General features: G+C 63.5%; 13 protein-coding genes. 5 read left to right on the forward strand and 8 right to left on the reverse strand.

The features are described from left to right. Nucleotides 1-58: 58 nt before the first annotated feature. A complete protein-coding gene (locus tag IC40_RS0106135) occupies nt 59-1,237 on the forward strand; it encodes a cytochrome P450 (protein WP_030133864.1) in 1,179 nt (392 codons plus the stop codon). On the opposite strand, the gene IC40_RS0106140 is transcribed toward IC40_RS0106135, so the two are convergent. The 8 genes from IC40_RS0106140 to IC40_RS0106175 all read right to left on the reverse strand — a co-directional run bounded on the left by IC40_RS0106140 (nt 1,234) and on the right by IC40_RS0106175 (nt 9,468). Next, nucleotides 1,234-1,740, reverse strand: coding sequence for a hypothetical protein (locus IC40_RS0106140; protein ID WP_030133865.1), 507 nt, complete (start codon nt 1,738-1,740; stop codon nt 1,234-1,236). The genes IC40_RS0106135 and IC40_RS0106140 overlap by 4 nt on opposite strands. Continuing rightward, the gene (locus IC40_RS0106145; RefSeq protein ID WP_030133866.1) at nt 1,737-2,375 is read right to left on the reverse strand and encodes a TetR/AcrR family transcriptional regulator; all 639 of its coding nucleotides are present in this window, start codon (nt 2,373-2,375) and stop codon (nt 1,737-1,739) included. Before IC40_RS0106145 ends, IC40_RS0106140 begins: the two co-directional genes overlap by 4 nt. A gap of 137 nt (nt 2,376-2,512) precedes the next feature. Then, nucleotides 2,513-3,661: an acyl-CoA dehydrogenase family protein gene (locus tag IC40_RS0106150; protein WP_030133867.1), complete on the reverse strand. Its 1,149-nt coding sequence runs from the start codon at nt 3,659-3,661 to the stop codon at nt 2,513-2,515. A gap of 16 nt (nt 3,662-3,677) precedes the next feature. Beyond that, a complete protein-coding gene (locus IC40_RS0106155; protein WP_030133868.1) occupies nt 3,678-4,823 on the reverse strand; it encodes a thiolase family protein in 1,146 nt (381 codons plus the stop codon). Between the two features lie 2 nt (nt 4,824-4,825). After that, complete coding sequence (locus IC40_RS0106160) at nt 4,826-5,665, reverse strand: enoyl-CoA hydratase/isomerase family protein (protein WP_042510015.1); 840 nt, start codon at nt 5,663-5,665, stop codon at nt 4,826-4,828. Beyond that, on the reverse strand, nt 5,662-6,867 hold the full coding sequence (locus tag IC40_RS0106165; protein WP_267880956.1) for a CaiB/BaiF CoA transferase family protein: 1,206 nt from the start codon (nt 6,865-6,867) through the stop codon (nt 5,662-5,664). Before IC40_RS0106165 ends, IC40_RS0106160 begins: the two co-directional genes overlap by 4 nt. A 46-nt stretch (nt 6,868-6,913) precedes the next feature. After that, complete coding sequence (locus IC40_RS0106170) at nt 6,914-8,080, reverse strand: acyl-CoA dehydrogenase family protein (RefSeq protein WP_030133871.1); 1,167 nt, start codon at nt 8,078-8,080, stop codon at nt 6,914-6,916. Between the two features lie 89 nt (nt 8,081-8,169). Then, nucleotides 8,170-9,468, reverse strand: coding sequence for an amidohydrolase family protein (locus IC40_RS0106175; protein ID WP_110783525.1), 1,299 nt, complete (start codon nt 9,466-9,468; stop codon nt 8,170-8,172). A gap of 299 nt (nt 9,469-9,767) precedes the next feature. Here IC40_RS0106175 and IC40_RS0106180 point away from each other — a divergent pair, with 299 nt between their 5' ends. From IC40_RS0106180 to IC40_RS0106195, 4 genes are read left to right on the forward strand one after another with little or no spacing between them, the layout of a single operon-like run. Continuing rightward, nucleotides 9,768-11,114 carry an aromatic ring-hydroxylating oxygenase subunit alpha gene (locus tag IC40_RS0106180; RefSeq protein WP_030133873.1) on the forward strand — a complete coding sequence of 449 codons (1,347 nt, stop codon included), beginning with the start codon at nt 9,768-9,770 and terminating at the stop codon, nt 11,112-11,114. After that, nucleotides 11,107-11,436, forward strand: a complete 330-nt coding sequence (locus tag IC40_RS0106185) for a hypothetical protein (protein WP_030133874.1) — start codon at nt 11,107-11,109, stop codon at nt 11,434-11,436. The genes IC40_RS0106180 and IC40_RS0106185 overlap by 8 nt, the downstream gene beginning before the upstream one ends. Before the next feature lie 2 nt (nt 11,437-11,438). Further along, nucleotides 11,439-12,674: a metal-dependent hydrolase family protein gene (locus tag IC40_RS0106190; protein ID WP_030133875.1), complete on the forward strand. Its 1,236-nt coding sequence runs from the start codon at nt 11,439-11,441 to the stop codon at nt 12,672-12,674. Further along, on the forward strand, nt 12,655-13,083 hold the full coding sequence (locus IC40_RS0106195) for a nuclear transport factor 2 family protein (RefSeq protein ID WP_162179257.1): 429 nt from the start codon (nt 12,655-12,657) through the stop codon (nt 13,081-13,083). Before IC40_RS0106190 ends, IC40_RS0106195 begins: the two co-directional genes overlap by 20 nt. The last annotated feature ends 82 nt before the right edge of the window (nt 13,084-13,165 follow it).

A 13,165-nucleotide genomic window follows, 5' to 3' on the forward strand; every position in this document is an offset into this window, starting at 1 on the left:
CGCCGGCAGAACTCTGTTAGGCAGATGCTCAGCAGCCCACCATTTCGTCAGGAGACGCATGAGCGCACCGACCGAGGCCGACCTCTATTACGACCCATACAACATCGACCTCAACATGAACCCCTTCCCGGTGTTCGCCCGGATCCGGGAGGAGGCCCCGCTCTATTACAACGAGCAGCACGACTTCTATGCATTGAGCCGTTATGACGATGTCAACAGGGGCGTCGTCGACCACGAGACATTCATATCCGGGCGCGGTGCGCTGCTGGAGCTCATCAAGTCCGGTATCGAAATACCCCCCGGCACTCTCATTTTCGAGGATCCGCCGATTCACAATATTCACCGCAATCTGCTGTCTCGGATGTTCACCCCGCGCAAGGTCTTGGGTTTGGAACCGCAGATCCGGGAGTTCACCACCAAGTGCCTGGACAAGATCGCCGGCGCGAGCCGGTTCGATTTCGTCAACGATCTCGGTGAGCAGATGCCCATGCGCGTCATCGGTATGTTGCTCGGTATCCCGGAGGACCGGCAGCGAGCCATCACCGATCACGGCGAGGAGACGCTGCAAGGGACGACAGTGGACGCCCTGGCCACCGGTGAGGTGTTTGCCGAGTTCATCGACTGGCGTTCCGAACACCCATCCGACGACATCATGACCGACTTGCTGAACGCCGAGTTCCAGGACGAAACCGGCACCGTGCGCAAACTACGCCGTGACGAGCTGCTGTTGTATCTGACGGTGATCGCCACGGCCGGGTCGGAGACCACCACCCGGATGTTGGGTTGGGCGGGTAAGACATTGGCAGACCATCCCGATCAACGCCGCGACCTCGTTGAGAATCCGGCACTGATACCGCAGGCCATCGAAGAGATCCTGCGTTGGGAGCCGCCCGCACTGCAGATCGCCCGCTACGTCACCCGCGACGTCGAGTATTACGGCACGACCGTGCCGGAGGGTTCGGCGATGCTCATGCTCGTCGGCGCCGCCAATCGCGACCATCGCCGGTTCGCACCCGACGGGGACGTCTTCGATATCCACCGGGAACAGAAGTCGCACATGACGTTCGGCGCCGGAACGCACTTCTGCATGGGCAACGCGCTTGCCCGGCTCGAGGGTCGGGTCGCGCTGGAAGAGATACTCAAGCGATTCCCGGAGTGGGAAGTGGACTGGACCGGGGCCATCCCTTCGGAGACGGCGGCGGTCCGCGGCTGGTCGGCGATGCCGACACTGGTCTAACTGGCCGGCACCAGGTCATCTGCTACGGACGGACAAGACATCACACCGCAGCGGAAGACCTCGGTGCGGTCCACCGGCGCACTCTCACCGGCGGCGGCCAGCGCCTGAGCCTTGAAGGCGCGCGCCGCCGCACTGAGCTCGTGCTGGACGAAATCCACTGTGCTGTCGAGTTCCTGGGGCCAGCTCTCACCCCACAGCGTGACCTCTGTCATGCCCTGGTCCAGCGCCCCGAGTACTCCTTCGCGCACCCGGGCGTCGCTGACGAACAGATCGGCCGCCACCGCCACGGTCTGCGGGTGGGGACGGCCCTCCCACATCTGCACCGCCGTCTCCAGATCACCGATGGCAACCCCGAGGATCTGCAGTGGGCGGACATCTACATCCGCACCGGCGATCAGCACGGTCACATCCCAACCGGCCATCACACGGTCGACGAGCCAACCGCCGGCATTGCGGACCACCTCGGTCACACCGGGAGACACCACATCGAGCCGGTATCTCATGGCGAACTCCTGTCCGTTGTCACCCCCGGATCGAAATCGCGAGCCAGCGCCTCGGTGTACCCCTTGAACACCTCGGCGAGCGGAATCGAAGGATCGAGTAGCCATGCTGTCTCCATTCCATTGATGAAAGCGAGGATCTCCACGGCCTTCACGGCCGGGTCGAGGTCTGGGCGGTACCGCCCGTCCGCCTGTGCGCGCCGGATGGCGTCGGCGACGATGGCGACGGCGGCCTGCTGGCGAGCGACCAATCGGTCGTGCAGTGGGGCGTCGGGCTGAATGTTCTCCACCAGCAGCACGGTGAAGGTGCCGACCAAGGCCGGAGCCCGGTGGAACCGCTCGGCCACCCGTCCGATATTCGCGACGAGATCGCCGTTGCGGTCGGCGTGAGCGTCATCATCGAAATCCCGCGCATCGAGCACGGCGTGCAGGAGTTGCTCCTTGGATTCGAAGTGGTGCAACAGACCGGCAGCACTCACCCCGGCTTCTCGGGCGATCTGTGCCAGCGACGTGTTCCGCCAGCCATTGCGCGCCAGCAGGGTCTCCGCGGCGGCGAGAATGCGCTGCTTACGGTCCTCACCCTTGGCCAGCAGCGACTCATACGGCCGAGGGCCGGATGCGGCAGATGTCGTCGTCACCGCTCTCCTCGTCACGTTCGCAACCAACCAACTGAACACACAGTAGGTTGGTTTGCCGACCTGTGACAAGGGTCTCACCGAACAATTTTTTGGAGCTCTCTCACGACGTCCGGCGTTACACCCGAGCCGTGAAGTGTCTACAGGCCGAGATCCTTGGCGATGATCACCTTCATGACCTCGCTGGTGCCGGCGTAGATCCGCGCAACCCGGGCATCGGTATACAGCCGGGCGATCGGATACTCCATCATGTAGCCGTAACCGCCGAACAATTGCAGACAGCGGTCGATCACCCGGGCCTGCATTTCGGTGCAGAACAGTTTCACCCTGGCCGCGTCGGCCGCCGACAACTCGCCATCCACGTGCAGTGCCACCGCCCGGTCCAGCATGGCCTGCGCGGCCTCCACCTCCGCCGAGCAGGCGGCCAACTCGAACTTGGTGTTCTGAAAGGACGCAACCGGCGTGCCGAACGCCTTGCGATCCTTGGTATAGCCGATGGCCGCTGCGATGGCCGATCGCGCCTGCGCCACCGAACCCACCGCGACCGTCAGGCGTTCCTGGGGCAGGTTGTGCCCGAGGTAGCCGAACGCCTCACCTTCCTCGCCGAGCACATTGGCCGCGGGCACCCGGACGTCGACGAACGACAACTCGGCGGTGTCCTGCACTTTGCAACCCATCTTCTCCAGTTCCCGGCCACGCGTGAAGCCGGGCATGCCGTCTTCGACCACCAGCAGCGTGAGCCCCTTGCGCCGGTTGTCAGGATCGGTAGCGGTGCGCGCGACCACGACGACCAGATCGGCCTGCATACCACCGGTGATGAAAGTCTTGGCCCCGTTGAGAACCCAATCATCCCCGTCACGCACCGCGGTGGTCCGCATACCAGCCAGGTCGGACCCGGTACCTGGTTCGGTCATTGCCACCGCGGTGAGCAACGTTCCGTCGGCAAGGCCAGGAAACCAGCGTTTGCGCTGCTCCTCATTCGCGTAGTGCAGGAAGTACGGCAGGATCACCTCTAGCTGGGTACGCACCGTGGACAACGTCACCAGCGCACGCGCGGCCTCCTCCTGCAATACCACGTTGTAGCGATAATCCGGGGCGTCACCGCCGCCGTACTCCGCAGGGATGGCCATGCCCAACATCCCTAGGGCGCCCATCTTCTCGAACACTGCACGCGGCATGCGCCCACCCTTCTCCCAGGCGGGATAGGCCGGCACGACTTCCTTCTCGACGAAGTCACGGGCCAGTTCGCGGAATGCCTCATGGTCCTCGGTGAAGAGATTGCGTTGCATCCAAAGTTCCTTTCGCTCAGGCTACGAGCTCGACCAGCGTGGCGTTGGCGGTGCCGTCGCCCTCACACATGGTCTGCAGTCCGTACCGAATTCCGTTGTCCCGCATGTAATGGATCATCCTGGTCATCAGTACCGCGCCGGATGCACCGAGCGGATGCCCCAGTGATATCGCTCCACCGAGCGGGTTGAGTTTTTCCTCGTCCACCCCGGTCTCAGCCAGCCACGCCAACGGCACCGGCGCGAATGCCTCATTGACCTCGAACACCCCGACCTCGTCGATGCCGACGCCGGCCTTGCGCAACACCTTCGACGTGGCCGGGATGGGACCGGTAAGCATCAGCACCGGATCGGCACCGGTGACCGCGCCCGCGCGGTATCGAACAAGCGGGGTAAGGCCGAGGTTCAAGGCCTGGTCGGCCGTCATCACCAGCAGTGCGGCTGCACCATCGGAGATCTGCGATGAATTTCCGGCGTGGATGACACCGTCGTCGGTGAAAGCCGGTTTGAGACCAGCCAGCTTTTCGACCGTGGTGCCGCGACGGACGCCCTCGTCATCGGTGATGACGTCGGTTTCGGTGAATATGGGCACGATCTGGTCGATGAACGCGCCGGCATCCTGGGCGGCGGCCGCGCGCTCGTGTGACCGCACCGAGTACTCGTCGCAGCGGGTGCGCGAGAGGTCCCACTTCTGGCATATCAGCTCGGCCGAGATGCCCTGGTTGAACGAGAAGTCGTCGTACCGGACGAACACCTTCGGTCCGTACGGCTGACCGGTGGTTCGTGCCGCCCCCAGCGGAACCCGGCTCATCACCTCGACCCCACCGGCGACGACGATATCCTGCTGGCCCGACATCACCGCCTGCACAGCGAAATCCAGCGCCTGTTGGCTCGATCCGCAGGCCCGGTTGACCGTGGTCCCCGGTATGGACTCTGGCCAACCTGCGGCCAACACGGCGTAACGACCGATATTGCTCGACTGGTCACCCACCTGTGACACACAGCCCCACACCACATCGTCGACCAGTCCCGGGTCGACGCCGGTGCGCTCGGCGAGCTCGTTGAGCACGACGGCGGAAAGATCGGCGGCATGCTGGTCGGACAGACCGCCGTTTCGCTTCCCGACCGGGGTTCGCACGGCTCCGACGATGACGGTCTCGCGCATCTCTACGACTCCTTCGTACTGTGTTTTCCCCCGGGTCGCTCCACTCCTGCCCCAGAGGAAGGGGGCGGTACAGCCCAGGTTCCGGTGAATGACGGATCTCGTTTGGCGCCGAAGGCCGCGTATGCCTCCGCCGAGTCGGCGGTGGCGAAATTGCCTGGCTGAGCCCGCGACTCGTTGGCCAGCGCTTCGGCGAAGGTAGCTGAGGCACCATCGTTGAGCAGCGCCTTGCTCTGTGCAAGTGCATATGGCGGGCCGTCGGCCAGACGGCGCGCGAGGGTGTCGACGAACCCATCGATCTCATCGGCCTCGCGCACCCAGGTGACCAGGCCGAGCCGGTGCGCCTCGTCGGCCTCGAACATATCGGCCAACAACACAAGGCGTTTGGCCTGTTGCAAGCCGACGAGCTTGGGCAGCAACCAGGATCCCCCGAGATCAACCGAAAGACCCCGCCTGGTGAAGATCTGACTGAACCTCGATTCCGGTGTCGCCACCACCAGATCGCATCCCAGCGCCAGATTCCAGCCTGCGCCGACCGCGACGCCCTTCACCTTGGCGATCGTAGGTACCGTCAGATTGTGCAGTGCCAGCGCGACATCGGTGAGGCGCTGCAGCTTGCGCCGCGGGTGCACCGCCTCGCCGGTGCCGATGTCGGCTCCCGAGCAGAACGCACCACCGGCCCCGGTGAGCACCACCGCGCGCACGGCGTCGTCGGCGTCGACGGCACGCAGAGCGGCAGCCAGTGCATTCCAGAGTTCTCCATCGATGGCGTTCTTGCGGTGCGGTCGGTTAAGCGTCAGGGTGCGTACCCCGCCACGGTCATCGATCAGCAGCGCGTCGCTCATTCGTACTCCGGTCCGATCGCTCCACCGGCCCGCAGATCGGCGAGTTCCATGGCGCTGTACCCGATTTCAGCCAATACGGCCTCGGTGTGCTCACCCAGTCCGGGCACCGGCCCCATGGCCAACTCATGGCCGCTGATCACCGGCGGCGGCAACAGCGCGTCGATGTCCCCGTTGGGCGTGCTGACCCGGCGCCAGCGGTCACGTGCCTGTAGGTGCGGATGGGCGATGACCTCGCTCGGTTTGTTGTAACGCGAATTACCGATGCCGGCAGCATCGGCGGTCTCCTGGATGGCATCGAGATCATGATTCAGACACCAGGATTCGATGGCAGCGTTGAGTTCGTCGCGATGCGAGCAGCGCTGCGCATTGGTGGCGAAGCGGGGATCATCAGCCAGGTCGGGACGCTCGATGATCTCACGGGCCAGCCGTTGCCACTCCCGGTCGTTGGTGGTACCCAACACCACGGTCTGCCCATCTCGGGTGCCGAATGACCCGTACGGCGCGACGGCGGGAGAGCTCATACCCAGCGGTTCCTGGTCGATGCCCGAATGCTGGGTGTAGGTCAACTGGTATCCCATGATGTCGGTCATGGTGTCGAACAGGCTGACCGCCACGGACGGTGCGGCATCGGTGGCGCCGGATCGAGCCCGACCCAACAACAACGCCATGATCGACAAGGCCGAGTACAGGCCGGTGGTGATATCGGCGACCGGCGCGCCGGGCTTGGCGGGCATCCCGGGATATCCGGTGGCCGCACACGATCCGGACTCCGCCTGGACCAGCAGGTCATAGGCGCGCTTCTGCGACAGCGGACCGCCAGGGCCGTAACCGTCGATCTCCAGCGGGATCACCTGTGGGTGGCGCCGGCGCAGGTCGTCGGGTCCAAGACCCAGACGGGCGGTTGCTCCTGGCGCGAGGTTGGAGACGAAGGCATCCGCGCCGTCGAGCAACCGATGCAACACATCCATACCGGCCGGCGACTTGAGGTTGAGTGTGACGGATTGCTTGCCCCGATTGGCCCAGACGAAGTGCGCGGCCATCCCGTTGACGACGTCATCGTAGTCACGGGCGAAGTCGCCGCCCGTGGGATTCTCTATCTTGATGACTCGAGCACCGAAGTCCGCCAGCACCCTGGTGCACATCGGCGCCGATACCGCCTGCTCCATGGCGATGACGGTGATCCCGTTAAGCGGTGCGCTCACAGCCCTCACATAACCATGCCGCGTTCGGCCCGACGAAGGGGCCCCATCAGTAGCTCTTGGGCAGGCCGAGGACGTTGGCGCCCAGGAAGTTCAGGATCATCTCCTGGCTCACGGGGGCGATCTTCATCAGGCGCGACTCTCGGAAGAACCGGGAGATGTTGTACTCCTCGGAGTAGCCCATCCCCCCGTGTGTCTGCAGGGCGCGGTCCGCTGCCGAAAATCCGGCATCCGCGCACAGATACTTCGCCATATTGGCCTCGCGCCCACAAGGTTTGCCGTTGTCGTACAGCCAGGTTGCCTTGCGCAGGATCAGCTCGGCCGCGTCCAGGCGGGCCAGCGAGTCGGCCAGCGGGAACTGGATGCCCTGGTTCATCCCGATGGGCCGGTCGAAGACCACCCGCTCGTTGGCATACTTCACCGCCCGGTCCAGTGCCACTCGTCCGATACCCAGTGCCTCGGCGGCGATCAGCATCCGCTCCGGATTGAGTCCGTGCAGGATGTAGGAGAACCCCTTGCCCTCTTCCCCGATGCGGTGGTCCGCCGGGATTCGCAGGTCGTCGATGAACACCTCGTTGGAGGACACCGCGTTGCGGCCCATCTTCTTGATCGGGCGGATGTCGACATGATCGCGGTCGATGTCGGTGAGGAACAACGTGAGCCCGTCGGTGGGCTTGGCCACCTCGTCGCGCGGCGTGGTGCGTGTCAGCAGCAGAATCTTCTCGGACTCCAGCGCCTTGGAGATCCACACCTTACGTCCGTTCACCACATAGGTGTCCCGGTCGCGTCGGGCGAATGTCGTGATACGCGAGGTGTCCAGGCCCGCACCCGGTTCGGTGACACCGAAGCAGACGTGCAGATCGCCGTTGGCGATGCGCGGCAGCGTCTCTGCCTTCATCTGATCGGACCCGAAGACGACGACCGGTTGCATACCGAATATCGACATATGGATGGCGCTGGCGGCATTCATGCCACCCCCGGAGCGGGCCACCTCCTCGGCCATGATGGTGGCCTCGGTGATACCGAGACCGTGGCCGCCGTACTCCTCGGGAATGGTCATTCCCAGCCAGCCGCCGGCGGCGATGGCCTCGTAGAACTCGGTGGGGAACTCGTGGGCCTGGTCTTTCTCCATCCAGTAGTGGTCGTCGAACCTGGCCGACAGCGCGGCCACCGACTTTCGGATCAGCTGCTGATCTTCTGTCAGTTCGAAGTTCATTCCGGACACTGTTCTCTCCTCAAAAGTGACGCCACCTGCTCGGGCACCGGCACGCCGCACTGAGAGCCGGTGTCATCGTCCAGATCGCTCTAGTCCTCGGCGCCCGCGATGGCCCGTGCGCTGGCGGCGAAGTCCGCGACGCTGGACCCACCGCGGCTGTCGTGATTGCTCAGTGCCCGGATCGAGACATCATGCCCCTCAGCCTGTTTGCGTAACGAACCGACGGTCGCGTCCTCGCGAGGGACGTGCGTGAAAGGTTCGAAGTGGTACAGCCGCATCGCGTTCTCGTGGGTGATCTTGTTGATCTCGTCATCGGGCACCTCATAGGTCTCGAAGACATCGTGCAGTTCCTCTGGCGCACCCGGCCACATCGAGTCCGAGTGCGGATAGTCCATCTCCCAGCAGATGTTGTCCACCCCGATCAGGTGCCGGTTCTTCACACCGACCGGGTCGGAGATGAAGCAGGTCATGAAGTGTTCGCGGAACACCTCCGAGGGCAGCTTGTCACCGAAGTCCTGATGCGTCCACGTCGAATGCATCTCATAGGTGCGGTCCACCCGGTCCAGAAAGTACGGAATCCACCCCGTTCCACCCTCACTGAGGGCGATCTTGAGGTCCGGGTATGCCTTGATCGGCGCCGACCACAACAGGTCGGCGGCGGCCTGAACGATGTTCATCGGCTGCAGCGTGATCATCACGTCCATCGGTGCGTCCGGGGCAGTGATCGCCAGCCGTCCCGAGGATCCGATGTGCACATTCATCACCGTGTCGGTGTCGACCAGTGCATCCCACAGCGGCTTCCAGTACTCCATGTCGTGGAAGCTCGGATATCCCAAAGCCGAAGGGTTCTCCGTGAAGGTCAGCGAATGCACACCCTTCTTCGACACCCGGCGGACCTCGTCGGCGCACAGTTGCGGATCCCAGATCGCCGGGACGGCCATCGGGATGAACCGCCCGGGATGCGAACCACACCACTCGTCGATGTGCCAATCGTTGTAGGCCCGCACCAGCGCCAGCGAGAAGTCGGCATCCTCGGTGGCAAACAGTCTCGCGGCAAAGCCCGGGAAGGACGGGAAGTTCATGGTGGCGAGCACGCCACCAGCATTCATGTCCTTGACCCGCTCGGCCGCGTCGTAGCAGCCTTTGCGGATCTCATCGAGCCCCTGGGGCTCCAGGCCGTACTCCTCCTTGGGACGGCCGGCCACCGCGTTGAGCGCCACATTCGGGATCACGGTGTCACGGAACTGCCAGGTGTCCGAGCCGTCGGGATTGTGCACCAGCCGCGGCGCCTCGTCCCGGTACTTCGCCGGCAGATGGTTGGCGAACATGTCCGGCGGTTCGATGATGTGGTCGTCGACGCTGACCAAGATCATGTCGTCGATACGCACAGCTGCACCCCTCCGACCGATCCCGGTTGTCGATTCTCCATCAATGCAAACTAACTTCTCTGTCTGTGAGAATCAACGTCCAACAAGCTGACAATGGTGCCTGACCGCGATATTTGGCCGCCTGCGGCGGCGGTGCCGACATGTTGACCAGGCCCGACTATTGACCCCCAGGCGGGAAGGTGGAAATCTATTAGTCAGATATGAGAATATGATTCTCATAGTGGAGAGGGCAGCCTCGGTCCCCGGCCGAGTTCGTCGTCACCTCATCGCATATCGGACGCACACAGGAGAGGTACACCGTGGCATTTTTCCCGAAGCCGGCCGCCGGCAGCTGGACCGAGAACTGGCCCGAACTCGGGACCGCCCCGGTCAACTACGAGGACTCGATCGATCCCGAGCACTGGAAGCTCGAACAGCAGGCCATCTTCCGCAAGACGTGGCTGCACATGGGCCGGGTCGAGCTCATCCCCAAGAAGGGCCGATACGTCACCCGCGAGTTGCCGTCCGTGGGGCCAGGGGTATCGATCATCATCGTCAACGACGGTGATGAGATTCGTGCCTTCTACAACATGTGCCGCCATCGCGGTAACAAGCTGGTATGGAACGACTATCCCGGCGAGGAGGTGTCCGGCAGCTGCCGCCAGTTCGTGTGCAAGTACCACGCGTGGCGCTACGACCTCAAGGGAGACCTGACGTTCGTACAGCAGGAGAGCGAGTTCTTCGACCTCGACAAGGCCGATTATCCGCTCAAGCCGGTGCGTTGCGAGGTCTGGGAAGGGTTCATCTTCGTCAACTTCGATGACGAAGCGGTGTCATTGGAAGAGTATCTCGGCGATTTCGGGAAGGGCCTGAAGGGCTATCCGTTCCACGAGATGACCGAGCACTACAGCTACCGCTCGGAGATCAAGGCCAACTGGAAACTGTTCATCGACGCGTTCACCGAGTTCTATCACGCGCCGATCCTGCACATGAAGCAGGCGGAGAAGGAGGAGGCCGAGAAACTGGCCAACTTCGGCTTCGAGGCGCTGGCCTACGACATCAAGGGTGACCACTCGATGGTGTCGTCGTGGGGCGGCATGTCCCCGCCCAAGGACCTCAACATGGTCAAACCGATCGAACGCATCCTGCACAGTGGCCTGTTCGGCCCATGGGACCGGCCCGATATCAAGGGCATCTTGCCCGACGAATTGCCACCGGCCATCAACCCGGGGCGACACAAGACTTGGGGCACAGACTCTTTCGAGTTCTTCCCGAACTGGACGCTGCTGTTCTGGGTGCCCGGTTGGTACCTCACGTACAACTATTGGCCCACCGGGGTGGACAGTCACATCTTCGAAGCCGACCTGTACTTCGTGCCGCCGAAGAACTTGCGCGAACGGCTGTCACAGGAGCTGGCCGCGGTGACGTTCAAGGAGTACGCGTTCCAGGACGCCAACACCCTGGAGGCCACCCAGACCCAGATCGGCACCAGGGCCGTGCTCGACTTCCCGCTGTGCGACCAGGAAATCCTGCTTCGCCATCTGCACATGACGGCACACCAGTACGTCGACCGGCACAAGGCCGAACAGGCAGCCAAAACCAACGGTGCGAGCAACGGTGCCGCCAGCGGTGCGAAGGCACCGGAAAAGGAGCAGGTGAATGTCTAAGTTGCCGGAGGAGTTCGCCGACCTGGAGCGCTTTGCCGACTGGTGCCTGCCCACCGAGGAGGAGCGCTACCAGAAGCGGCTGAACTCCACGATGGCCGAGATGCAGCAGCTCTACGACGCCGGCATGGCCCGGCTCGAGGACATCATGGTCTACGTGGATGCCCGCTTCCCCCTCAAGGGCATGCCCGATGACGCGAAAGCACTGGTGCACCTGGGCCAGTCGATCGTGATGGTGAGCTTCCCTATCGAGGTGTGGAAGCAGCCGCGCGTGCTCGACAGCGGCGCAGCCTATATCAACCTCATCAAGGAGCCGGTGGTCTAGTCGTGTTGACCCTCAAAGCTGCGGGTCTGGTCGACGTCGATGCCGGGGCGATTGTTCGCCCCGGCATCGTTCGTGTCGATGGGGACCGGATTGTCGGAATCGGCGGGGAGCCCGAGGGCGAGGTGATCGACCTTGGTGACGCGATCCTGTTACCCGGCCTGATGGACATGGAGGTCAACCTGCTGATGGGCGGGCGGGGCGAGAACCCCGGTCTGTCCCAGGTGCAGGACGATCCCCCGACGCGGGTGTTGCGCGCTGTCGGCAATGCCCGCCGCACCCTGCGCGCCGGGTTCACCACCGTGCGAAACCTCGGCCTTTTCGTCAAGACCGGCGGTTACCTACTCGACGTAGCCCTGGGCAAGGCAATCGACGCCGGCTGGGTCGAAGGACCACGTGTGGTCCCCGCCGGCCATGCCATAACGCCGACCGGAGGCCACCTCGACCCGACCATGTTCGCGGCGTTCATGCCCGGTGCGCTCGAACTCACCGTCGAGGAGGGCATCGCCAACGGTGTCGACGAGATCCGCAAGGCGGTGCGCTATCAGATCAAGCACGGCGCCCAGCTCATCAAGGTGTGCGTGTCCGGTGGCGTCATGTCACTGACCGGCGAGGCCGGAGCCCAGCACTATTCGGATGAGGAACTGCGCGCGATCGTCGACGAGGCGCACCGGCGGGGCCTGCGCGTGGCTGCACACACCCATGGTGCCGAAGCGGTCAAGCACGCGGTGGCCTGCGGAATCGATTGCATCGAACATGGCTTCCTGATGGATGACGAGGCCATCCAGATGTTGGTCGACAACGATCGGTTTCTGGTGACCACTCGCCGGCTGGCACAGGCCATGGATGTTTCCAAGGCGCCGAAGGTACTGCAGGACAAGGCCGCAGAGATGTTTCCCAAGGCGGAGACGTCGATCAAGGCGGCGTACGAGGCGGGCGTCAAGATCGCCGTCGGTACCGACGCCCCGGCGATCCCCCACGGCAAGAACGCCGACGAACTGGTCACCCTCGTCGAATGGGGTATGCCGCCGGCGGCGGTGTTGCGCTCGGCGACCACCATCGCCGCCGATCTGATCAATGCCAAGGACCTCGGGCGGCTGGCGGAGGGATATTTGGCCGACATCATTGCCGTGCCCGGGGACCCCCTGCAAGACATCACCGTTACACGAACGGTTACATTTGTAATGAAGGGTGGGAAGGTCTACAAGAATGAGTACGCCGATGACTCCACGTCACACTGACGACCTGATCGAGATTCAGCAGGTGCTGGCCAAGTACGCCGTCACCATCACTCAAGGTGACATCGACGGCCTTGTGAGCGTCTTCACCCCGGATGGCACTTACAGCGCATTCGGCGAAACCTATGCGTTGGAACGATTTCCGGTGCTTGTCGACGCCGCTCCCAAGGGCCTGTTCATGACCGGTACCGCGCTGATCGATCTGGTCGAGGGTGCGGATGAGGCGACCGGCACCCAACCGCTGTGCTTCATCGAGCACTCCGCGCACGATATGCGCATCGGTTACTACCGTGACACCTACGCGCGTACTGAGGACGGTTGGCGGTTGCGGACAAGAGCCATGACGTTCATCCGCCGGAGCGGTGCACACGATCACGGCAAGCCCCATGCGATCGGAAGGCCATCGGCATGAGCGAGCGAATCATGAGTCTGCAATGCGAGAGCCGAGCATGCGAGGCAATCGCATGAGTGAGCGAAGCGAGCGAATCATGAGT

The sequence above is a fragment of the Mycolicibacterium neoaurum ATCC 25795 genome (assembly GCF_000691525.1).
Lineage (GTDB): Bacteria > Actinomycetota > Actinomycetes > Mycobacteriales > Mycobacteriaceae > Mycobacterium > Mycobacterium neoaurum.